Here is a 25,291-nt window from a genome sequence, read left to right on the forward strand (position 1 = left end):
TTTAAGAGACAAAACAAACGTAATATAATAATTTAATTACTAATTCATTTCACTAGTAAATCATAACAGTTTTTTCTAGTCAAATATTTCACCAAGCAAATTTTAATTTTTAAATTAAATACATATGTCATTTTTTTGAACATATTAAAATGTGAACAAAATCTGTTATTTTCTGAACAAAAATAAAAATTTTTAAATAAAATTAAATTTTTAATTAAATTTTTAATTACTGATTTTATAAAATCAGAAAAACATCTCATTTAAAGAAAGAATTAAAAATGAACAACAAAATCAACAATACCGAATATTGGTTATTACAAACCCAACTAAAACATAAATTATTAAGAACTATAACACAATATTTAAAAAACGACTCTAATAATCATTTGGTAGACTTAAGTTTTATAAAAAAACAATTCAATATCAATATAGAAGAAAAAAATGCTAATAAAAAAAATATCATATCTCGATTTGAACTCGAAAAAATATTAAGCAAACCTTTTATGCATCCTGCACTTTTAGCATTTGAATATTTGGGTAACATTCAAATTCTCAATCAGCCAATTGTCGCGATTATTGGTTCGAGACGTCCAACATATTATGGCCGCCAGCAAACTCATCACTTTGCAAAAACACTTGCCGAACATGGAATGACAATTGTCTCAGGAGGAGCTTTAGGAATCGATGCTATTGCCAACGCAGTCGGACATGAATATGGTAGCTCGTGCGCAGTCATTGGCAGTGGTATAGAAAAACCATACCCTGCCTCAAATATTAAATTATTTCATTCATTAACAGCATCAAATCGAGGTTTAGTTTTGAGTGAGTTCAATTCAGAAGACATTGCACAAAAATGGAATTTTCCTCGTAGAAATATTTCAATTGCAGCACTTGCTGATTTTATACTAGTCATTGAAGCAAAAATTACCAGTGGTAGTTTGATTACAGCTCATGCAGCACTTGATCTTGGTATTGATGTTGGAGCTTTACCTGGCGATATCAATAGAGCAAATAGCTGCGGCACAATTGAACTCATCAAAAATGGAGCTTTTTGCATAAAAACGCCCTACGATGTGATTGAGCGAGTTCAATATATAACAAAAACTTACAGAAAAAACGATTTATTTAGCAATAAAGGTTTATATGGAGAAAGAATTTTTTGAAAGAACTCCGTTTTTAAATCACTATCAAGCCATTAAAGAATTTGCAAATTTATTTTGTGAAGGGTTTTCAAAAAATTCTGATTTGTCTTATTCTGTGGTGTGTGAACGCAAAGAAGATATTATTAGTGTCAGAAATCAGTTATTTTACGAAATCAACTTAATACTGAATCATAATGATAATTCCACACTATGTGGAATTTCTATGTACACACTTGATGAACTTGCCAGAAATTTTTGCGCCTCCATTGCAAGCTCAACAGAAAAAAACACTCTAAATGAAATTCCTAGTTTTATTTTTAAACCATATTTAGATATTACGACTCAAGAAAAATTAGTTGAATACATCCTTTATTTTTATGGCTATTTTAATAACGATGCCTTACCTATTGCAAAACAAATTTTATCTTTTATTGATTTTCAATGGCCAGAAGATTACAATTTTGCAAAATTACTTATTAATACACAAAATAAAGAAAATATCAATACTGTTCAAGAAATTAATGAATCTTCTTTAAGACAAATATTAGCCACATATCATTACGCAATATATGAACTTAATAACTACTGCAGACTACAAAATTTAGTGACTGAATACTTACAATTTAATTACATAAAACATATACATGAAATCAATGAAAATCCTCATTTAAATTTCGTACTCCCTAATAAATTTTTATCAGGAAATATTCTTTGGATTTCTGCACCAGAGTTTAAAACTCAAAACAACTTAATAACCAATAACAACAATCACGAAAATGCTATAAAACCAGGAAATTTTCAAAAATATTTTATTGAAGAATTTAAAAATTATATTTTGAAAACAAGAGATATATTATATAAAAATAATTCTTGTTTTTTTAATTCTCGTTTTATAATTTCTGAAACAAATAAAGAATTAAATAATAATAACATAAGTTTTTATGTGGCAGAAAATAAACACTGCTTTGTAAAAAAAGTAGAAGAATTAAAAATTGAAAATAACAATTTTATCCTATTAGGAGATTTTAATCCTGGAAAACTTTGCGAAATAGATCTAAATGCCAATGGAGCGTATCCTATTTCTCAACAATTTTATAATGCTTGGAAAAATAATGATAAAAATTTTACAAAATATTCAGAAGTATTTCCACAAATTGACAAAAATTACAATGACTTTATTGAATATATATCGCTAATAACTAATGAAAAATATTTAAAAAATATAGGAAAAGAATATAATATTGTAGGTCATTCTTTAAGTATTGATTTTTTAGAAGAACTTTTTAAAAAAATTGCTTCAAAAGAAACTGTAAACTTAGGTTTAGAAAATATTTTTGCTTCTTTTCCAAAGGTATTATCTCTTTTTTCTTGTAAAAACAATCCAAATAAATTAATTATTATTGGTCGTATTCATGCACCAACTAGTTCAAGTTTTCATGTTAAAGTTTTAAATAACGCTATTTCACTACTAAAAAAACAAAATATAAAAATTGACCATCCTGCAAGCGAAATCATGTATCGTGGTTTCTGGAAAAATCTTTTAAGTCATGAAGTTACTATTGATTTTTATCTTGAAAGTATTAATGAACTTGATAATTTTCCGAGCTATCTCAAACCTCAAAAAAATATTATTAAGTTTGGAAAAAAATTTATTGAAACTCCTGTTAGTAAGATAATTAAAAAATTTTCTCCTCAAAATGAAAAAAAATTACTGAATGATTGGAGAAAATATTTAAATACTTCTAATAATAAAATATCAATCACTGGTTTTGAACGATATGTGAATTGTCCTTTACAGTTTTTCTTATCAGAAGTGATTGGAATTAAAAAAAATCAATATGACATTTTAAAATCAGAAAATGAACAAATTGGAATTTCTTTACACTTTCTTGCTGAGCAATTTATGACTCGCCTTGTATCAAGCTTAGGAAACGCTAATTATGCTAAAGTTATGCTCCCAATATACAATGACATTATTCAATGCTTAAAAAATGAAAAATTATTTCTTACCAGTAAAAAAGAAATTTGGGTTAAAGCAATTTATTGCCAAATTGAAAAACATGGGACGTTGTTTGAAAATTCAATTAAATTAGCATTTGAAGAAGCCCTTAATATTATTTGGCAACCTATTAATCTAAAAAATATGTCTGAATTTAATTTAGCACAATTTCGAGAAGTTGTTAAAAGAACATTTTTCAGATTTTTAAAAATTGAAGCAAAATTAGCAGAAAATTTAACCAATTGTTTAACTGGCATTGAAAGAGAAAGGCCAGTAAATATTAACTTAGGAGGCGTTAATCTTTCTGGAAAAATTGATAGAATTGATGCCACACCCAACGGCCTTCACATTATTGATTATAAAACAACACAAATTTCAAAAACAGAAAAAAAACTCGCTTTGTTACCTTCTGATTTAAAAAATTGCAAATCCTCTAAGCTTTCAGTTCAAGGAGCTTTATATTGTTTAGCATGGTCAAAAAATCATCTTTTAGATGATGAAGACTATAGAGACAGTATTCATTCGTTTTCATTATTTCAATTAAAAAATTTAGATGACTTCTCTAACCCAATTTTATCATATAATTTTACCCCTAAATTAACACCAAGTGAATCAATTTATAATTCTTTATTTCAAGAATATAGCGAGTATGCCTTACGCCTAAAAGATGGTAATTTTTACCCTAATCCGCTTCATACTAAAACATGTGACTTTTGTGATTTTAATAAAATTTGTCCTGCAGTTGTGCTCAATAATTTTAATTCAGATGGAGATTGCGAAGAAAATGAATAAATTTACTGCAGAACAACTTCAATGTATTGATTTTTTTCCGAATGCTAAAGATACTTATCAACATTTATTAATTGAAGCCGGTGCTGGTGCAGGTAAAACTGAGGTATTGACCAAAAGAACAACATGGCTTCTCAGGCAAAAAAAAATCAATCCAGCACACATTTATATTGTCACATTTTCTCGAGACGCAACAACGCAAATTCAAAAAAGAATTGAAAAAGAATTATTGCAAATTCCAGAATTGTCTGAGTTATGTTCATTTGTTAATATTTCTACAATTGATAGTTTTTTTTCGGATTTGGTTAACTGTATTTATCCGTCTTGGTGGGAAAAATCTAAAAAAAATAATAGATATTCTATGCCACCTAAACTACAACTCATTGACGAAATCAATGTTCAACAAGATACATTAAATGCTATTCATTTTTTTTTAAATAACACGTTACATGATAAAGATAATTTATCTTATGCAATAGACTTTATTTTAGCAGGTGGCTTAAAAAAAGGTTTTATTCAAAATCAAGGAACAATTGATAATATTTTAAAAACCATGAGTTCCGAAACTTTTCTTGCTGCTAACACAAATGAACTAAGAATTGCAGCACAAGAAATGCACCCAGCAACTTCTTTTTTAATAGATAATTTTCATAAAATTGCAAGAACTCTTTATGAGCAAAGGATCCAGCGCGGCGAATTTACTTATGCTGATAGAACTGTTTTTTTAAGTGAAAACTTGTCAAATAATATTCCAGTTCAACTAAAAGAATTAATTGTTGATGAATATCAAGACACAAATTCTATTCAACATAGTATTTTATTTAATATGGTGCTAGAACTTAAAGCACGAATGGTCGTGGTTGGAGATCCTAAACAGAGTATTTATGGCTTTAGAAATGCTAGTGTCGATGTTTTTCAAAGTCTTAAAACACAACATACCTGGAAGCATATAGAACTTAAAAAAAATTTTCGCTCAAATAAAACTCTTCTACAAGAAATTAATAAACTTTCAGATATTTCTTTTGCATGGCAAAATCCAAATTTCCCTATTGAGTTTAAAAATTCTTACTTTTACAATCAATCTTTAAAAAAGTATATTCCAGCTAACGCACTTGAATACGGTGAAAAAGAAACAAAAAATGATTCTGAAATTCAAAATGAAATACCATCTTCTATATATATAGTAACAACATCTATAAATAAAGATCGTTTAAAAAATATTGATATTAATACAAATAATATTAAATTTGAAGAATATTCACTTCTTGTTTTTGCAGATTTTATTAAAAAATTTCAAGCTAAAAATAACATAAATTGGGATAAAATTGTAGTACTATGCGAAGAAAATAATGATGTTCAAAAAATCACAGAAGTTTTAAAAAATAATAGTATTCCAGTTCAAAGTACTACGAAAAAAGATATTAAAAATTTACGATTTTTAGAAAACCAAGTTGCTTTGTGTTTAGCAAAATATCTTGTAGGAGAAGCTGATGATTTTGATCTTTATTTAATAATGCAAAGCCCTATTTCTCCGTTAACTCACGAAGAAATTGAAATGCACTTTACCTTTGCCAAAAAAAATGAGTCATTCGATAATACTTTTATAAACTTACTTAACTCTTATAGAAATATTGCAAAAGATAATTTTTTTTATGCCTGGCAAGTTTTGCGTTGGAAGTTAGTTTTACTTCATGTTGATGAAAAAAGTCGTTATGAAGCAAGCATTTTTTGTGCAAAAATGGACTTGTTTTCTAGTATATTATCAAAAAAACTAGAATCGCCAACGTTTAGAGATAAAATTGAAAATAAAATTTTAGCATTGTTAGGAGCACAAGAAAATCAATCCACAATTATAAAAAATTTGCTATTTCCTAATTGTGTTAATGATTGGGAAATAGAGGCTTGGGATAGCGAAAATTGTATATCAGACTGTTTTCTTGAAGTCAAAACTGTTCATAGGGCAAAAGGTCTTGAATGGGATTATGTCTGTTTTTATCCAAAATTTGGCAGAGCAAAAACATATAATAATTTTAATGTGTATCTTAGCGACAATCATATGGATATTTGTTGGCTAAACGAAGATGATAATAAATTATCGATTGTTAACTGGATTAAAAATCCTAGTTTCCAAGAAATTGATAATCTAAAAATTTATGATTCTAAAGGAAACTTTAAAAAAACATGCTTTTTTTCAAAACTTAGAAAACAAGCAGAAGAGCTTTTTGAAAGACAAAGAGTTTTTTATACAGCTTTTACCCGGGCAAAAAAATCACTTATCCTTTTTCAACCTAAAACACAAAAAAAACATGGTTATAGAGATATTTTAGCAAATTATTCACCAAATGAAAATTTTTCTTTTCAAAAATACCTCGAAGAAGACGTTTATTTAAGGTATTTAGATTTAAATTTTGAACTTAAAGAAAATTTAAAAACAAAAAATAAAAAATTAAAGATAAATTTTAATAATACAATTTCTGAACCGTGGTTTCAACAAGAAGAAATTGAGCCAAAACCTTTAACTAATAAAAATAATGGTGTTGAATATTATGATTATGGTCCAAATTTTATTGAAAATATTTACTTAGAGTCAAAGAAAAAAAATACAACTAATTTTGATTTTGAGAGTATTGATTATAATTTTTTTGATTTAAGTAAAGTTATTAATAATGACTCTAATACTTCTATTTTAGAAAACTATACTCCATATTCGATCAAAAATATACTTTGTGATATTAAACAAAAAAAACAGCAAATTATTAATAAAACAAAGGGTATTCATTTTCATGCAGCAGCTGAAAATAATAAAATAATTAAAAATTCATTTCAAAATTTAGTAGAAAAGAATTCAATTAAATATTTTCATGAGTTAGAAATTTGGACTCCAAAAAATAATCATTTAAATTTTATAGAAACATCAAGAAAAATTATTGATTTTTTAAGTATTTTATGTTTTGATAATTTTTTAGAATTAAATATTAAAAAAATATACTGCATCAATACAAATAAAGTAATTGAATTTGATGAGTTTTTAAATCAATTTAGAAATATTGAAAATATAATATTAATTCTAGATTACAAAACAGGTGTTTTTAAAAATCAGCATATTTCACAAATTAAAACATACCTGGAAATCATAAATCCTCTCAATCAAAATTTATTATCTTCTATTGGAGTTAATAAACAAACACGTTATTTGCAAATTGGATGCTTATGCTATAATAATAAAATTAATTTTGAAATAAGTTTAGAATTCAACGGGCAAAATTTGCCTTTTCATTATTTTTCACAAAATGAGCTGCTTTTTTTTCTTGTATAGAAAATCTACCTATTAAAATTTCGACATTTTATTTGACCGCAGTATAAAAAAAAGTAAGAATTTTATAAATCTATTTAGTAAGGTAAATAATGACAACGTTGTATTTTTATATATCCGAAAATTTAAGAAAAAACATCAATGATAATCAACTAAAAATCATTTCAGAAACTTGTCAAAAATGTACGTATGTTTTTAAAAATGATGAATCAAACAGTATAATTGCGCAGAATATTATATCCGAACCATGTTACTTTGCTATTGGTGATGCTGTTGATTTTGAGGAATTTATTAAATTTACAAGTAATAATGTAACAGCAAATTTTATAATTTTTCCAAATCATTCCGACCTACCAATTCTTGAAAAATTTAAAGAAGAAATGAAGAATATACGATATTTAATTGGGAGCATTCATAACGATCTTTTGGCTGCAATTATTGAGCATATTTTAAATTTCAAAAAAAATGGGACTTTTAACAATTTTTTTAAACAATTTCAAAAAGAGAACGTTAGTACTTTAAACTTAACTATTGCTGATTCAACCGAACGTCCAAATATTCAAACAAAAGTTACCGAATTTTTTCAGGTTCAAATAGACATTCATAAAGATAAATTTGTTGCTGGATTGAGTTCATATGCAAAACTATTTGGAGATATTGTCGATGAATTTTTAATGAATGCAATTTGGGATGCCTCACCAAATAGAAATACAATAGACAGAACCAAACCCATTACCCTGCAACCAGAAGAATATATAGATTTGCTATGTATTGTTGATAATATTAATCTATTTTTAACAGTTTCAGATAAATTTGGTTCATTTAAAAGTGAAGGCATTACAAAATATATACGTTTTGGCCTTGGATTTCGTGAAACGCAAAATATCAAAAATGAAACAGCTGGAGCTGGTCTTGGAATTTTTATGATTTTACAAAAAATTTCAACACTTATATTTGAAGTCGAAAAAGGGAAAATTACCACAGCTACAGCTTTAGCACGAGGCGATCAATCTATCCGCGATGCACAAAAAAAGCCAAAAACAGTGCTATTTTTTGAACGCTGATTTAATGAGAACAACCACTTTTACAAATATGCCGCATTGCCATTTTTGCAGCTTTTGCTGCAGATGAATCATTGTTTTTAGAAAAAGCGGAATAAGGATCATTGTTTGGATTGGAAGTGATGTTAGGTTTTGCAATACTAAAACATGTAACAGCTCTATGGATAGCATGGTCGCATGTTGGGCAAGTTTGCAGAGGATTTTCATGCAACGACTGCAATATATCAAAAAAACAACATTCATTGACAGGATCTTGATCAGAATAAATTGTTGGTTCATATAAATAAATTGGCAAAAGAACCTCTCATAAAATAAATAAAGTGTGATATTAAAATATATTAAGTAATTTGTCAAACATTTTTGATAGATAAATCTTGATGCGTATGGCATATATGAAATGTTAAGCCGATGAACGACTCTCGTGTTAATAAGTTAGTGCAGAGTTCAAGATTTTTTGTATCAATATATATTTTAACTACCGGTGTTAGTGTGGATAACTATTTTTTAACATTAGATAAATATTTAAAAAAATTTAATTCTTTTGAAAATAATTTCAAAGGCAAGATTCCTAATTCTGTAACAATCAATTTCAATAAACATCCTGGTCATATTGTATTTTCGAGTATGATTCATGGCAATGAAGTTGGCTCTCTTCCAGCAATTATCAAATGCATTGAACTGCTGGAATCGCAAAAAATAAAATTTGGAGGTAAAGTTACTTTTTTACTCGGTAACGCTGCCGCAGCTCAGCAACGCAAACGATTTTTAGAAGACGATCTCAACCGTTGCTTTGAGCAAAACAATAATGGAACTCAGTCTCTTAGTTTAGAAAAAAATCGCGCACAAGAAATTCAGTTATGCTTAAATGAAGCTAATGTTTTTATAGATTTTCATCAAACAATCATGCCATGTTTAAAGCCATTTTACATTTTTGAAATGGATAAACTTTGCTACTTTTGCGCGAGCCACGGGTGTTGCAAATATATTTGTAACTCGAAAAAAAGGGAGGCGTTTTTCTGCTGCGGGAATGTGTAGCGACGAATATGTACGGCAACGAGGAAACATAGGGTTTACTGTAGAATTAGGGGAACAGGGATTTTCTTATCAATCAGAACAGTATGCATTACAAATCATGAAACGCGCGTTACGCCTTATAGATCAAGTTTACCAATTTCGCTTTTCAATTGAAAAACTCTCTAAAAAAAATGATGATTTTAAGTTTTTAATGATCACTCACAGAGAGCCTTTTTTAGTTCCAGAACAAAAACTCATTAACGGATTGATAAATTTACAATATATAAAGAAAGGAATGCTATTGGGAGTTAAAAATAACAACAGCCCACTTGTTAGCTCATTTGATGGATATATCTTATTTCCAAAATATCCCGAAAGAAATGCGGATGAACAAGCCTTGCCGCCTCTTCCAGGAGAAATTTTTGTGATAGCAGAAGAATTAAAAGAACATCCTTTAAGTTGGCGCTAGCACCAACAATTGTCTTACTTTTGTGAGTTGCTGTCTGGCAGAGTAAAATTGTGTTGCGTAGGCCGGCCAAATTTATCAATTTTTACAAAAACGAAGTCACATTTTAAAATAGTACGCAACCTATCTTCCATATCAATTTCTCTAGCGCGCGTAATACACTCAATCGTGATTGACGTTTTTCCTACAGACTTGACACCACACAAAAATTCGAGCACATCTCCCAATTTTGCAGGTTCATTGAATAACACTTCTGAAATTTTTTTGGTTACAATATGGTGTGTTTTTAAAATCTCCATAACATAAATTCCTGCACATTCATCTGCCCATTGTACAAGAATTCCACCAAAAAGATTATTTGCAGCATTTAAATGTGCGCTCAAAACAAGATGAGAAGTGACACGTGAATAAATTTTATTATCAATAATAATTTCACTAAGGTTTGTATATTTAAATTGATTATTAACTGACATAGCATTGCCTCGAGAGTTTAGAAAAAAACCGGATAATGATAAAGTAATCTTTAGTACCATAAAAAGCAATTTCTAAGGAAATACAAATATGACTCCAGGACAAAAAGCTGCAGCAATATTAGCTTTAATAGGAGAAGACAATGCAGGAAAAATTATTCAGAAAATACCAAAGCATGAAGTAAAAAAAATTTTACGCTCTTATCAAAGACTGCCATATCTTACAGAAAGTGATATTGAAAAGATTGCAAAAGAGTTTTTAAAAATTATTAAGGATCTAGATTCTGAACATAATAAATTTACATTAGAAAATGCAAAAAAAATATTAAAACAAGCAAACAGCACTCTTAAAGATGACAAATGGATAGACTCACTGTCTGATTCTTTTATAATTGAAGAAATTAGAAAGCTTATATTAGAAATTGATGAAAAAATTTTAATAAGATGGCTAAAAAATGAGCACCCACAAACCATGTCTCTTATTTTATCGATATGCAGTGCAGAAAAAAGTTCTGCATTATTTAAGTTATTGGATGAAAATGTGCGATGCGAAATTATTTTAAGAATAAGCCAGATGAATTATGTAGATACTCAAGAGTTAGAAAATGTTCATGAAGAATTAGATAAACTCCAAAAAAATAGAGCCATTCAAGAAACATCTCCAGGAGGATACGAAAAAATATTAAACGTTCTCCAAGCAGCATCTGTTGAACAACGAGAAAAACTGCTAAAGGGAATAGAAGAAAAAGATCCTAAGCTTGCAGAAAAACTGTTATATGGTTTGATTTCTTTAAGTAGACTTGCCGAATTGGATCCAAAATATTTATCTTTATTGTGCTCACAATTGACAGACACCACCATTGCTCTCGCTCTTAGAATGGAAACGCCTGAAATAAAAGAAAAATTTTTACTAGCCATGTCAAAAAAAAGAAGACATATTTTAGAAGAAGACATTCAAAACAGCAAATACCCTAAAAAAGATGTAGAAAAAGCGGTTTCAGAAGTTGTAAAAAAAGCGTTGGAACTCAAAGATGCTGGTAAAATTGTATTCCCTTGGGAAACAACTCTGGTATAAATATGTTCTTATAGCATTTTGCTAAAAGATCCCTTTTTGGAGTTTCAACATGAATAAAAAAACTTTTCCAGTCACTGTTGTCACTGGTTTCTTAGGATCAGGAAAAACAACTTTAATAAACCGTATATTAAACGAAAATCATGGAAAAAAAATTGCTGTTATATTAAATGAAATTGGCGATATCAATCTTGATTCTGAGCTTGTAGTCCAAAGTATTGGAGAAGAGCTTAAAATCATGAACAATGGTTGCGTATGCTGCACAGTTCGTGGAGACTTAACAAAAATCTGCCTTGAACTTCTTGAAAAAAAGATCCAGTTTGATCACTTGCTCATAGAAACAACTGGAATGGCCGATCCCAGCCCTGTTGCACAAACTTTTTTTATGGATGAAAAATTAAGAGAATCTTTTTATCTTGATTCTGTCATTACTGTTGTAGATGCTGTTCACATTGAAAAAAATCTTTCTGAAATAAAAGAAACCCAAGATCAAATTGGCTTTGCAGATATTATTTTATTAAATAAAATTGATTGTATTACAGAAGAAAAAATTAAAGAAGTTGAAACAAAAATTAAAACTATCAATAATCTTGCTAAAATTTTTAAAACTAAAAACTCTAACGTTCCAATTGATGAGATTATTGGAATCAATGCTTTTGATCTCAATGCAAGAAGCGAAATCGATCCTACAATTACAAAAGAGTTTCATAAACACTCGCATGATAACGCCATTCAGAGTATTTATCTTGAAGAAGACAAACCTCTCGACCTAGAGCGTTTTAATCGTTTTATGCAACTTTTAATGTCGGAACTTGGCAATCAAATCCTTCGTTATAAAGGTATTTTATATGTTAAAGGTGAGTCAAAGAGAATTGTGTTTCAAGGTGTGCATACAATGATGGGTAGCCAAGAAGACCGGTTATGGGATTCAAACGATATACCTAAAACGCGGATTGTGTTTATTGGTCGTCATATTCCAAAAGATGTTCTAGAAGAAGGACTCTCTTTATGTGTTGCCAGATAAACTCATTTTTTTTAAAAATAATTTTTTTGCATTGGTGCCAATTGCGTTAGTGCAAAATCCATCATACGCTCCTCCCACAAATGCACCTAAAAGCGGTACGGCTTTGCCAAAACTAATTGGACCAAGAGTACCAAAACGAGAAAACATACGAATTTTTACTGCATTATTAATTTTAACAATTGTTTCTTTAGTCACTTTTTGCAAAATAATATTTTTAAAGTTTGGATCATAATTTAGGTTCAAACTTTTTAAAACTTCTTCTACCCCTGATCCATACATACAAGCAAAAATCATTGTTTTAACTCGCTCATCTTGCAAATCATAACCATTCATATGTGCTATTGCAGAAATCATTCTTACTTGAACAAATAAAACAGCGGCAATATTTGCAGGAATTGAAATAGGAACTGCAATTATTCCACCCAAACCAGAACCAAAACCAACTGCAACTGCTTTTGCATTTTGCCATCGAATCAGAGAATCAATTTTTTGTTCTAAATTTCCTGCAGTTTTTTGATAACTGCTGGCTAATGAAAATGCACTTTCGACTCCAGGAAGTGATTGAGAAATTGCTTTTTCATACGCCCATTCTAACGCTTTCATAATAATATTGTCAGAAATTTTACTAAACATAATTTCAGTTCCCTAAATCCAAAAAATACAAGGTAAAATTTTCATTATAAATGTCAAGTTTTATATAAAAAATTCTGCCCAAAGTTATCATTTTTTTGATTCTAGTTTAAACACAGAATCATAAAAAAATTAAAAATTCCGAATAGATATATAGTAAAAAAAGAGTGAGAAAAATTATTTTGAGTAAACAAATTTTATTTAAAATTTACAATAATTTAATTATAGTAATAACTATATTATTACTAACAATATTAAATTTTAAAATTTATTCTAAAGATTTAGACTCAACAATAAATCAAGAAAATTGTCACTTGTATACGGTTGAAAACGGTGATTATATTATAAAAATTCTTAGAAAAAATGCGATATATCCAATTTTTGGAATAAATGGTTCTCTCAATCAATTTTATGTATTAAATAACAGAAAAAATTCTGAAAGAAAAAATTTAATTAAAAAAGGTCAAGTTTATTGCCTACCAAAAATTGGCGATAAAAGTTTAAATATTGAGATAAAAAAAACAGCAGAAAAAGATAAATTTTCTAATAAAAATTGCACAACATATCAAGTAAAAAAAGGTGATACATTAATCAGCATTCTTAAAAGCCAGCATCTATTTCCTGTCTTTGGAAAAAAAGGAAGCCTTAATAAAACCTTAGCTATTAACAATAAAGAAACAAAAAATGCTAATTTTTTAAAAATCAAAGAAATACTTTGTTTACCTAACAAAATTGAAAACGAATCAAACAGTCATGAAGAAGATTCAAAAAAAATTGAAAACAATGAATTATTACAAATTGAACATAACTTTGCGCCATTAATTTCTAAAAATCCAATAGTAGAAAATGATCCTTCACTTAATGAAAATTACAAAAAATTCTTAGAAAAAAACATAAAGAAACAAGAAGACTTAAAAATTCAACAAGACAAATCAGACGAAAATCAAGAAAATCATGAAGATCAATTAAAAGAAAAAAATATAATTGCTCCAATTAAACCCAAAATTACTAATAAAAAACTAATAATCAAAAAAGAACCAGAAAAAAAGCAAATTACATGCAATTACTACAAAACAAAAGAAGGCGAAACTTATACAGAAATACTTAGAAAAAATAAATTGCTTCCAATTTATGGCGAAGAAGGATCATTTGAAAAAAATTTAGAAAATAACAAACACATTACAAGAAACAATTATACTTTTAGTGAAGGAGAAGAACTCTGTCTTGAAAAACCTGTTGCAACTACTACAGTTTCCAAAAATAATGAAGAAAAAAATTTTCAAAAAGTTTATTCAGAAATCGGATCTCATTATTTAAGAATCATTGATGAAGATCCAGAATCACAAACTCGAGCCGTGTTATTATCTCGGCTTTTAGGAAGAGTTGAGTTAGGACTTATTCAAACTTGGAACTCCTTAATGCGCACCAACCTCGGTATTAGGTATGAGGCTTCGCAAATTATGCAATCTGAAACCGCTATTGTTATTGGAGAAAGTATTTTTCAACTCATTCATTTAAATGCAGGAATTCAATATCAGTTTAACCCTAAAATTTATGGAAAATTTGATATTAACTATGGAGATGAACTGGTATTTAGAGCTATCGATTTTGAAACAATCATGCTCGAAAAAATTCCAACAACTAAATTTAAATTACTTGGTGGTTACAAATTATTTGAAAATCAATATTTTAATATCTATGGAGAGTTTGGATTTTCCTTACACAAACCGTTTGAAAATGAAGTTTACAAAGCAAACTTTGGTAAAGGTTATGAGTTTGCGGTCACTGCAAATCATCAAAATGAAGATTGGGAATTTCAATCCCGCTTATATTTTTCGCGATATTGGACAGTGATCAAACCGATTAATTTTAACTACACAGAAGTTGGCATTTCTTTTACGCTTGCAACAGACTTACCCAATTAAAAATCTTGGATATAAATATCTTCTGCACTTTGAATTCCAAATGGAGTTGGGTTTGTTTGAGTTGTTGCGCATGCGCCAAGAGATCCTGTTAAATTATTAATTTGACAAATAACCAAATAAGGGTTGTAAGGACCTGTAGCACCTATTTTTATATTGGTGATATAAATTCTCGCCACATTATCTAAACTCTTTGAAATAAAAAGACCACTTGGAAATTGTAATGTACCTGCTGAAACAGTAGAGCACGTATGCAAAAAACCATTAGAACTATTCCAAGTGCATCTATAAATTTCATTACTACTACGATTACTAATATAAGCAAAAACTGTTGATCCGGTGTCATAAAATTTAATAGATCTTGCATAACCGATGGCAGCAAATGATGAGTTTCCTGTTGCATTGGTACTTGCTGTCCTTGTGCATGTGCCTAAATTTCCATTAGATGTATTAATAGGACACACCAAAGCCTCTCCGCTTTGTGTCCCAACATACAAATAATTTTGAAAGACAGTCGCACCCAGCAGTTTTCCAGTAAAAGAAGAAGTGCTTGTTTCTAAGCACGCAGGAGTTGTCACAATGGTTCCATCTGGATTTAAACTGCAATTATAAATTTTTTTGCCAGAATCATTTGTTATATACATATTGGTAGGAATTGATGGAGTTGTTCTAGCATAAATTGCTAAACCCCGTAATTCTGTGCCGCTCGCATTTCTTATTAATGGGCAATCAGCTATTGCACTACCGCTACTTACAGTTCCATTAATTTCGTCAAGAGAACACAAATAAATCTTACCCATATACAAAGAAAAATAAATTTTTTTTACTTGGCCAATCTGTTGCACATAGACAGTAGTTCCATAATCAAAAGGAGCAACCACCACAGAACACGATTGAATACTGCCATCAAAAATATTCAAGGCACAACGGTGTAAAGAATCTTTATCAGTGCTATTTGGCTCCCAAGTTATGACATATACAAACTTATGCAAGCCTACTCCCATTGTCGGATAATAGGCTTTGCGGACATCTTCTTGTTGAGGAAAAGTTAAAGCCGTTGACGTCCATGCTGCAGCAAAAGGCATAAAAGAATTTAACCCATTGTTTAAAAAAATAGGATTATTGTTATATGCACCTAAAATTAAGCCACCAGTGGCATTAAAAGTCGCTTTTGCAGCAGCAGGTTGTGCAAAAGAGTTGGCAAACTTTAAACCATAGTTCGGGCTACTGGAATAAAAACCAAAATAATCATACAAGCCAGGCAATAGCAAAGGGACAGATTTGACGGAAGAGGTTTCAATTCCACTTCCAACATTCAGAGCGTTTGCGACGTTGGCGTAACCAAACGAGGTATTGACATTGGGATCACTTCCGGCATAGCCCGAAACACCGCGAAAGCTTGAGGCAAACACGGGTGTTGCCGCAATTGCAGCAATGGTTGACGGTTTGCCAGAAAATACGTTTGGCACTGTAGCAATTTGTGAAGCAATATTGGTATTTAAAATGCCACGCGTATCCCACGTGTTGTACACAATGGAAGAGGCATCTTGTGCGGGGCAATACAGGTCATACAATTTTGTGCCTGTGGCTGCATTTTGATAACTGCGCATGGCATAAAAATAATCGGGTAGCGGAATACTTTTGGCAATCAAACTATCTAAAAATCCTTTAATTTGCGAAGAACCTGTAGCGGTAACCGAAGGGCCAACACGTGTTGAATACTCATTTACAATGTTTTGCGTGTTGATGCCAAATGTTGAATTGAGCCCTGCACTAAAAACATTTGTTGTCCCGAGGCCATTGGTACAGCTGACACCAAACGTGATCACCCGGCATTTGTCATCCGGTTGCGTTGTATAATTGGTACTTGGCGACGCCGCTGAAATCGTTCCTGTGACATTTGGACCTGTCGTTATCCCAAGGCCATTGCGGTACCACCTGTACGTGCAGGCCGCTCCTGTGTTTTCCCACGAGCCAAATCCGCCTGTTAAAGCTGTGCCTGAATTTTGCATAATTCCCGAAGCAGGAATTGTTCCCGTTATGGTTGGGACAGTTAAGTTTATGGGAGGACTGAATAACACACTGGCCACGGCACTGGCGTTGGATTGACCCGAAGCATTTTCTGACACAACTATAAATTGATATGTTTTTCCTGTTGTTAATGCCGCTCCCGCATATTGCGTATTCGAACAGGTACTCAATGTGATGTTCGTGCAAAACTTTTCGCTCGTGGTCGTCACAGCGGTGGGACTTTCTGCAACAAATACCGTGTAGGTCAAACCACTGCCTGATGATAAATTCCAATTCAATTGAATGGCGGAAGGCCCAGAACCCGTAATTGTTGCGGTTAAACCTGTGGGTGCGGTAAAGGGCTTGGTTAACACAGCAGAGGCAATTAGAATTGTTTTTTTGCCAGTGACTAAAGGAAAAGTAGCTTGCCCTGTCGCAGTGACATTGAAGGTGTAATTTGTGTTTTCGGTTAACCCTGTTATGTTGCAGGTTATTGTATTTGCGGGTGGAATGGATGTTAAAGAGCATGATTGCGAAAACGTTAAACTATTTGCTTCAGTAATGGAATACGTAATTCCAGCACTCCCTACATTTAATACCCAGCTTAACGTCACAGAATTGTGCGTAAGATTTGAATTTGTAATTGTAAACGACGTAGCTGCCGCAAAGGGCGTCACAGCAGTCACAGAATTGGAAGTAATTTGCGAATTCGTGCCAATAGATCCATTTTTGGCTTTGACAGAAATCACTTGTGATGTGTTTAACGTTAAACCAGAAACTTTACAATTTAACGTTGCACTGGGCGCTTGGGCTGTGAGCGTACACCCCGTAATATTTGTCGCAGAAATATCCACATTATTAATGTTAACCGTGTAATCAACACTCGAGTTCCCAATTCCCAATGTCCACTGAATTGAGGCATCACCACTATTCACTGTGGTCACAGAAATGGCAAACGTGGCAGCAGGAGCAAATGCGGTGATCACATCCACCCCAGACGAGGTGAGTGTCGATGCCGTTGGAGTTGACTTGTTTACCGCTTGCACTGTGAACTTGTAATTTGTATTTTGTGACAGTCCTGTAATGTTACAACTTCTCTCTGTGCTTGAGGGTGCTAAATTTGTCAGCGTGCACGTGGCAATTTGTGCTGCCAGCAAAGCAGTTGACGTGCCACCAACAACAGAAGAAATGACAAAATCAACATTCGAACTGCCAATATGAAACGTCCAATTTAAAGTTGCAGACACATCATTGACACTCGATAACGTGACAGGGAATGTTGTGGTGGAAAACTGTGTGACCACAAGAACATCAGAAGAAATGATAGGACGTCCACTCGGTGCTCCATTTTTTGCTCGCACTGCAAAATAATAACGTTGATTTTCTGATAATCCATTGACCACACATTGATTTGTTGCTGATGGCAACGCAGAACTCAACACGGGTGTGCAACTGATCAAGGCGCCACTCGCAATGGCATTTGCCGTGCTTGACTGAAAAACGTCATAGTCTATTTTCTCGGTGCCAACATCAAACGTCCACGTTAATGTGACACTTTGCGCAGACAACGTTCCTGCTTTGACTGCAACAGCAAAAGTGCTTGCTGCATTGAATTGCGTGACACCACTCACAACAGAAGATGGTGTTGAGGTTTTGGCACTCACACCATTAATTGGATTGGTATTTGCAACGGCTCTATAATAATAAATTTTATTTTCAGAAACTGCGGGGCTATTTTCGTCTTTGCAGTTTAACACAGCCTGCGCGCTTGAAGTAACAGGAATTGCGCACACTTCAACAACACCCGAATCTGTGACATTGAACGTCGCGCTTGCTCCTCGATAAATTTTATAAATCAACGGAACAGAAATATAATCATTGCTAAATTCTAAAGAAACAGAGTTGTAGTCTGTTTGACTCACTTTAAAATTATTTGGAGAAATGGGCACAGTGACATCAAGTTTTTCTTCCGTTGCCCCTACGGATCCATTGTCAGCATTTTGTGCAGACACATAAAAGTAATACAACACCCCAGAATTTAAACCAGTTATGGTATAAGATTCTGTTGCGGCACCTGTGGAATTGACGATTGTCTCACTGGTATACACACCGCTTTGCGTGCCAAAACTGACTTTGTATTTTGTGGCTCCCACTGATTTTTGCCACGTTAATGTGGCACTCGATGTCGTTGTCGTCACCGAGTTGATGGCAAAATTCCCCACAGGAGTTCCTGACACTTCGGAAGATTGAAAATTCCCCCCTATAGGACGCGTGACAAATAATGAAAAATAATATTTTTGCCCATTGGTTAAGCCAGTCACATCGCATGTTGCTGTGAGTCCGGCATTGCACCCTAATGTTTTGCCCGATGTTAATGAACCACCTGCAGTGGTTGCGTAATAAACTGTATAATTGGTAATGTTGGGATCGGCGACCAAACTCCATTGAATGGTTGCCTTGCTGTTGGCAGCAATAACCTGAATGTCATTCACCTGAATGGGAGTCACAAACACTTCATTTGATTTTCTTTTTGCCACACCATTTGTTGTCGTATTTTGTGCTAAAACAGAATAATAAACCGTTTGCCCCAGGGTTCCCACAGGAAAAGTACAAGGAGAAGACGTACAGCTTGGTACAAGTACGCCACCCGTGGTGGGATTGGAGTTTCCTGCAACCGTCGACGTATACACTTCAAACGTCGCAGCCCCTGCAGGAGTTACCCAAGATAATGTGATTGTTGTTGCCGTCGACGATAGTGTTGGATTAGGAAACACCGCAATGGGAGTCACTGTTGCTGTTGCAGATGGTTGGGAAGAACTCGCACCAGCGAGATTTGCAATCACGCGATACACATAAGAGGTGACCCCATCTACCACACCAAGAAAATCTGTCACCGTCAAACTACTTGCTGTTACGGCAGAATAACCAGGAACGTCACTAAAAGTACCACCAACTGCTAATTTTCTTTGCACGGTGTATGTGATTGCCGAGGGATTGGCCACTCCTGTCACTGGAGAAAGAGTGAGTGTCACGACAGCACCGACTGCAACAGCAGTCGGTGCGGGAGGAGCTGGGGGCGTTGTTGTGATTGTAATGGGATCAGACACTGTTTGATTGACTGTATTATTGGCAACTAAAACATAATAATAAATATTTCCAGGACTTAACGCATTGTCCGTGCAGGTATTTGCTGAAGGATTTGTACAAACCGCAGCGCCAGAAGTGCTGACAGGCAACGATGTAGAGCGATAAACAGAATAGGTCACATTCCAATTACCTTTGATATTTTCCCACTGCAATGTGGCATCGCTCGTTGTTGTGTTGATTGTCGTTAAAATTGGCTTTTCCGATATTTGCGTTGTTTGCTGCAAATTGCTGACACTGCTTCTTTCTGAGGCGGTTAAAGAATTGTTATTTGCTTTTAATAAATAATAATATTTTGTATTTTGCTTCAAACCTGTGTCGTTATAGCTTGTGCTTGATGAGGGGGTATTTATTGGACCCACCCAATCGCTTCCATTCCCTGTTTCAGAACGATACAGCTTAAAGGTCACCGTTGCACCCAAGACTGGATACGCATTCCAATTGATTGTCATTGACGTTGCCGTAATGCTAGACGTTGCTGCAAACGTTGGGTTTGCAAGCAAATCCGTAATCACCTCATACGCGCTCGAGCTCAATTCTGTCGCACCAGGTGCGTTGTTTGTGATCGTAATTTTATAAAAATATTTTGTATTTGGAGTCAAACCCGAATCGGTGTAAGTGAGTGCAGTCGGCGACGTTAAAATTGGAGTTCCCCAACTTCCTGCCGTTGTAGAACGGTAGAGTTTATACGTAACGGGCTCTCCGCCTTCGGCTTGAGTCCACGTTAATGATGCCGTTGTTGTCGTGACAAGCGTTTCTGAGTCGACAAATTTTGGTATCGTCAGCAAGGCTGTTGTCACATCATAATTATTCGATGCAATCTCTGTGACACCACCATCATTCGAGGCAGTGACTTTATAATAATATTTTGTATTGGCTGATAACCCTGTGTCAGAAAATGTTTTAACATTTAATGTTGGCGTATTGATTGGTGATCCCCAACTATTATTCAGTCCTGTTGCAGAACGATAGACACGATAAACAAGATTAGACGAATTCACACCGGGGTGCGTCCAATTGAGAATCAACGATGAAGGTGTCACAGACACCGCAGGATTTGTTATAATTGGAATTGTTTTTAAATTTGTTGTGACACTAAAGTTTGCAGATGTCACAGAGGCCGTATTGATAGAATTATTTGTTGCAATCAAGCGATAATAATATGTTGTGTTTTCGGTTAAACCAGAATCTGCAAAACTCAATGCTGTTTTCGGTGCGGCATTGAGTGCGGTTGTCCATGACCCATTTGCTCCTGTCAGAGAACGATTTAGATCATAACTCACAACACCATTTCCAGATAAGGCATTCCAATTTATCGTCAATGAGGTATCAGTGACATTTGTCGCAGCATCAAACGTCGGCAATGCAGAAAGCGCGGTCACACCATCAATAACTGGAGAATAATCAGACTCTCCCTGTGAATTTGTTGCTGTAATCACATAGTAATAAGCCGTATTGGGTTGCAATCCCGTATCGATACAAGCATTGCTTGGAGACGCTGTAGACAAAACTGTACACACAGGAGTGCTTGGGTTTGGCACAAACTGAGCCCCCACTCCATTGGCGCGGTAAACCTTATACGTAACTGGTGGATTGCCCGTTGTAGACCAATTTAAAGTGAGCGAAGTGCTTGTTGCTGCCGTTATTTTTAAGCCTGTAGGAACTCCTGCTTGAGTTTGCAGAACTTTTTCTTGATTGGCACGCACAGAACCGTAGGCATTTTTTGCAGTCACCATAAAATAAAAGGTTTCTCCCACCTTGAGTCCCGATATTGCGTAAGGCAGCGCGACGTTTGCGCTCACCGTGGGCAAGGTGGTTGTATAATTTTCGGAAGACGTTCCATACGAAATATCATAACTTGTCGCCCCAAGGGATTGCGACCAAGTGATTTCAGCTGATGAAGATCCTGTTGCGACCAATTGTGTGATATCAAATTTGCCAATTGGCACAGCAGCGTCTTCGGTACCAATAAAATCACCTCCCACCGATCGGGTGATCACCAGTGCAAAATAATATGTTTGCCCATTTATTAGCCCAGAAATCGTACAATTTAAAGAAAGCCCTGCATCGCAACCCAATTGATTTCCCGACACAGCTTGCCCAGAAACATCTGAAAAATAAATTTTATAATTTGTTGCTTGCGCCACAGCGCTCCAAGAAATTTTAATCGCGCCATCGAGAGCTTCCAATTTGGTTAACGGCGAAGGGTGCACAACAGCAACATATTCGTTTGATGTTGTGGACGCATTCGCATTGCTCGCAACAATTGTGTAATAAATAATTTGCCCACTTGTCGCAGGAAAATTGCAGGGAGACGTGACACAACCTGTGCTTGATCCCCCGTTACCGGGGGCAGAGCCCACTGCCGTTGTGGATGAGTACACGGTTTGTGTGGTGCGCCCAATTCCTCCGCTCCAACTTAACGTAATTTGTGTGGGGGTTACTGTGACATTCACCGCAACAATGGGAGTTATGGGAGTCACAGCGGAGGGTGTGCTGGCCGCAGCCGATAGCCCTGTTAAAGTTTTTGCTCTCACAGTGTAATAATAAGGATTGCCATCGACAGGACCGACATTCTCTGTGCATGTTAATGACGCAGAGGAAACATTGGCACACCCCATCACATCCTGATAACCACTGCCAATGAGCCTTGATCTTTGTACAATATAGGAAATCAACGACGTATCCCCAGTTCCAGGACTCTGTGCCCACGTGATAGTCACTTTGCCATCAATTGCGGTGACTGTGGGTGCATTCGGAGTAGAGGGTAACGTGACAACAGGACTGCTTGTTGCAGAAATCGAACTGGTGCTATTTGTCGCCTTCACCGCATAATAATAACGGGAGCTTGATTGAACTGTTGAATCGGTACAGGTGTACGTTAAAGTGAGGTTTGTACAAATTGGAGTGCCCGATGTATCAACTGGTGTTGCGGTCGAACGGTAAATATTATACGTGACAGCACCTGTGCCATTCATTTTGCTCCACTGTATGTTCAAAGAATTAACCCCAACATCACTTGTTGTGATAGTTGGGGCATTTTTAAAATTTGTGGTTATGGTAACAGGTGTCGATTCTAAAATTACAGCACCCTTTGAATCATTTGTTAACTCGAGTTTATAAAAATAATCCGTATTTTCTGATAAACCAACACCATTATTATTGTCAGTAACCGTTGTTAACGTTCCTTCATAAATGGGTGAGCTCCAGCTTCCAGCAGTACCTGTTGTAGAACGGTACAACTTGTAAATCGTTTTTCCATTATTAGGTGCTGCGTTCCAACTGATTTGCGCTGAATCTGCGGTAATATTGGCGATAGGTAATATAAAAGATGGCGGCGTGGCATTGGCAGTTGTTGCCTGCACCGCATCCGATGAAATGGCTGTGGCACCCGGAGCATTATTGGTTGCGGTTATTTTATAGTAGTAAATAGTATTTTCATTCAAACCATTATCTTGAAACGTTGTTGCAGAATTATTAGAAAATATTGCCGAACCCCAAGGTCCGGTACTGTTTGTGGCTCGATAAAGCTCATACGTCACAGCTCCATTCCCTTGCAACAAATCCCAATTTAATCTCACAGAACTGCTTGTGATTTGTGTAGGAACTTGCAAAATAGGCGCGGCGCTCAAACCCGTGACAACGGAATATTCATTGGAAAACTGCGAAACAGCTCCCTGTCTTAAATTTTTCACAGAAACTTTATAATAATATTGGGTGTTTTGATTGACATTGGGATCTTTAAAGAATGCATTGGAACCAGTATAAATAGGCCCATCCCAACTCACAGGATTGCTTTGTAAAGAACGATACAAATTATAAATAACAGGCGCATTTCCTGTTACAAAATTCCAGGTTAAATTAATAGCATCCGATGTCACAGAAGGAAAATTAATCACCGAAGGCGCTGTCAACAATTCTGATGGAAGATCACTTTCTATTGCAGGCGCAGAAGAAACACTGCCATTTTTTGCAATCACTGTGTAATAATATATTGTATTTTCATTAAAAGTTGCACTATCAATGTAGGAATTATTAGGAGATAAAAACGTAGAATTCACAGTGCCAATTTTATTGCTGGGATTGAGCACAACAGGCGTTGTGGTCGAACGATAAATCTCAAAATCAATATCGGCATTGCCCTCTGCCCTCGCCCACAACAATTTATTCGAACTCGACGTTTCTACCTGAACAATCAAATTTGCCGGAACTTTGGGAACAGTCACCACATCCAATTTGCTCGAATTTGGTGAATTGCCTCCTTCATTCGTTGCATAAACAAGATAATAATAATGATTTCCCGGAATCAAACCTGTGGCGGAATCTGTACACGATAAAGTTGTGATGTTGATACAACCGGCTACCTCTGATGCCGAATAAGGATCTCCTGGTGTTAACGTTCTAAGCACAGTGTATTTTATATTCCCTGCACCCGAAGCCGCATTCCAGCTGACTAAAATTGTACTGGTATTCACTGTTGCAGTCCCGTTCCAAGTTGGCGTTCCTGGGGGTGCTATCACCAAAATCGAGGATTCAAAACTTGTTATTGTTCCCGCTGTATTTGAAATTGTCACTGTAAGATAATAATTTTGCCCATCTACTAAATTTTGTAATAAATATCCGTTGGTGATATTGGGCACAATAGTCGATGTCACACCTGGCGATGTCCCATACTGCAACGTATATGTCGATGTGCCAAGCGCACCATCTTTATCCGGCCACGAAATATAAACCGCATTCGTCGCATTTGCTAATTTTAGATGAAAGGGATTGGGAGTCAGTGCGACATTTTTTTTGATTCCTAATTTTCCATAAATATTTCTCGCAATCACTTTAAAATAATACGTCGTTCCATTCGTTAAACTCCCAATTGTGCATGTTCTGATTTTTATAGCTGTGCAGCCACTTGCTTGTAAAGAAAAGTCATTTGGTGAAGTGCCATATACAACAGAATAATCATCCGCAAATTTCGACTCGCTCCACGTTAAAACAACCTCGCCATCTTTAGCCAGTACTCCATCAAACGAAAATGGATACGGTGATAATAAAAATGGCGTATTGCCTCCATCAATATAAGAATTTTTTCCGCCCAAAGGATTGTAATCACATGAAATATTTAATATTGATAAAAACAAAAGAAAAGACAATAATTTTAAAAATTTGCTTCGCTGCAAACAAATAAACTCCCATAAATTAAAAAATTCTATTTATTAATTTTATATAATTATAATATCT

At 34.0% G+C, this 25,291-nt stretch carries 13 protein-coding genes; 9 read left to right on the forward strand and 4 right to left on the reverse strand.

The features are described from left to right. The first annotated feature begins 278 nt into the window (after nt 1–278). The 4 genes from Spiro2_RS06285 to Spiro2_RS06300 all read left to right on the forward strand — a co-directional run bounded on the left by Spiro2_RS06285 (nt 279) and on the right by Spiro2_RS06300 (nt 8,307). The gene (locus Spiro2_RS06285) at nt 279–1,163 is read left to right on the forward strand and encodes a DNA-processing protein DprA (RefSeq protein WP_338634766.1); all 885 of its coding nucleotides are present in this window, start codon (nt 279–281) and stop codon (nt 1,161–1,163) included. Next, the gene (locus Spiro2_RS06290; protein ID WP_338634767.1) at nt 1,144–3,933 is read left to right on the forward strand and encodes a RecB family exonuclease; all 2,790 of its coding nucleotides are present in this window, start codon (nt 1,144–1,146) and stop codon (nt 3,931–3,933) included. Before Spiro2_RS06285 ends, Spiro2_RS06290 begins: the two co-directional genes overlap by 20 nt. Beyond that, nucleotides 3,926–7,246 carry a UvrD-helicase domain-containing protein gene (locus Spiro2_RS06295; RefSeq protein WP_338634768.1) on the forward strand — a complete coding sequence of 1,107 codons (3,321 nt, stop codon included), beginning with the start codon at nt 3,926–3,928 and terminating at the stop codon, nt 7,244–7,246. The genes Spiro2_RS06290 and Spiro2_RS06295 overlap by 8 nt, the downstream gene beginning before the upstream one ends. Before the next feature lie 89 nt (nt 7,247–7,335). Next, the gene (locus Spiro2_RS06300; protein ID WP_338634769.1) at nt 7,336–8,307 is read left to right on the forward strand and encodes a hypothetical protein; all 972 of its coding nucleotides are present in this window, start codon (nt 7,336–7,338) and stop codon (nt 8,305–8,307) included. A gap of 1 nt (nt 8,308) precedes the next feature. Here Spiro2_RS06300 and Spiro2_RS06305 read toward each other — a convergent pair whose 3' ends face one another. Next, nucleotides 8,309–8,599 carry a hypothetical protein gene (locus tag Spiro2_RS06305; protein ID WP_338634770.1) on the reverse strand — a complete coding sequence of 97 codons (291 nt, stop codon included), beginning with the start codon at nt 8,597–8,599 and terminating at the stop codon, nt 8,309–8,311. A 194-nt stretch (nt 8,600–8,793) separates the two neighbouring features. Here Spiro2_RS06305 and Spiro2_RS06310 point away from each other — a divergent pair, with 194 nt between their 5' ends. Next, a complete protein-coding gene (locus tag Spiro2_RS06310; RefSeq protein WP_338634771.1) occupies nt 8,794–9,339 on the forward strand; it encodes a succinylglutamate desuccinylase/aspartoacylase domain-containing protein in 546 nt (181 codons plus the stop codon). Then, a complete protein-coding gene (locus tag Spiro2_RS06315; protein WP_338634773.1) occupies nt 9,332–9,787 on the forward strand; it encodes a hypothetical protein in 456 nt (151 codons plus the stop codon). The genes Spiro2_RS06310 and Spiro2_RS06315 overlap by 8 nt, the downstream gene beginning before the upstream one ends. A 14-nt stretch (nt 9,788–9,801) precedes the next feature. Here Spiro2_RS06315 and Spiro2_RS06320 read toward each other — a convergent pair whose 3' ends face one another. Further along, nucleotides 9,802–10,257 carry an acyl-CoA thioesterase gene (locus tag Spiro2_RS06320; protein ID WP_338634774.1) on the reverse strand — a complete coding sequence of 152 codons (456 nt, stop codon included), beginning with the start codon at nt 10,255–10,257 and terminating at the stop codon, nt 9,802–9,804. A gap of 88 nt (nt 10,258–10,345) precedes the next feature. Between Spiro2_RS06320 and Spiro2_RS06325 the strand changes: the two genes are divergently transcribed. Together Spiro2_RS06325 and Spiro2_RS06330 are read left to right on the forward strand one after the other, a co-directional pair. Beyond that, nucleotides 10,346–11,329: a FliG C-terminal domain-containing protein gene (locus tag Spiro2_RS06325; RefSeq protein WP_338634775.1), complete on the forward strand. Its 984-nt coding sequence runs from the start codon at nt 10,346–10,348 to the stop codon at nt 11,327–11,329. A gap of 49 nt (nt 11,330–11,378) precedes the next feature. Continuing rightward, nucleotides 11,379–12,350 carry a GTP-binding protein gene (locus Spiro2_RS06330; protein WP_338634777.1) on the forward strand — a complete coding sequence of 324 codons (972 nt, stop codon included), beginning with the start codon at nt 11,379–11,381 and terminating at the stop codon, nt 12,348–12,350. Here Spiro2_RS06330 and Spiro2_RS06335 read toward each other — a convergent pair. After that, complete coding sequence (locus Spiro2_RS06335; RefSeq protein ID WP_338634778.1) at nt 12,333–12,983, reverse strand: EcsC family protein; 651 nt, start codon at nt 12,981–12,983, stop codon at nt 12,333–12,335. The genes Spiro2_RS06330 and Spiro2_RS06335 overlap by 18 nt on opposite strands. Before the next feature lie 179 nt (nt 12,984–13,162). Here Spiro2_RS06335 and Spiro2_RS06340 point away from each other — a divergent pair, with 179 nt between their 5' ends. Further along, a complete protein-coding gene (locus Spiro2_RS06340) occupies nt 13,163–14,905 on the forward strand; it encodes a LysM peptidoglycan-binding domain-containing protein (protein WP_338634779.1) in 1,743 nt (580 codons plus the stop codon). On the opposite strand, the gene Spiro2_RS06345 is transcribed toward Spiro2_RS06340, so the two are convergent. Continuing rightward, a complete protein-coding gene (locus tag Spiro2_RS06345) occupies nt 14,902–25,230 on the reverse strand; it encodes a fibronectin type III domain-containing protein (protein WP_338634780.1) in 10,329 nt (3,442 codons plus the stop codon). The two genes, Spiro2_RS06340 and Spiro2_RS06345, sit on opposite strands and share 4 nt — an antisense overlap. Nucleotides 25,231–25,291 lie beyond the last annotated feature (61 nt).

This window comes from Spirobacillus cienkowskii, assembly GCF_037081835.1.
Lineage (GTDB): Bacteria > Bdellovibrionota_B > Oligoflexia > Silvanigrellales > Silvanigrellaceae > Silvanigrella > Silvanigrella cienkowskii.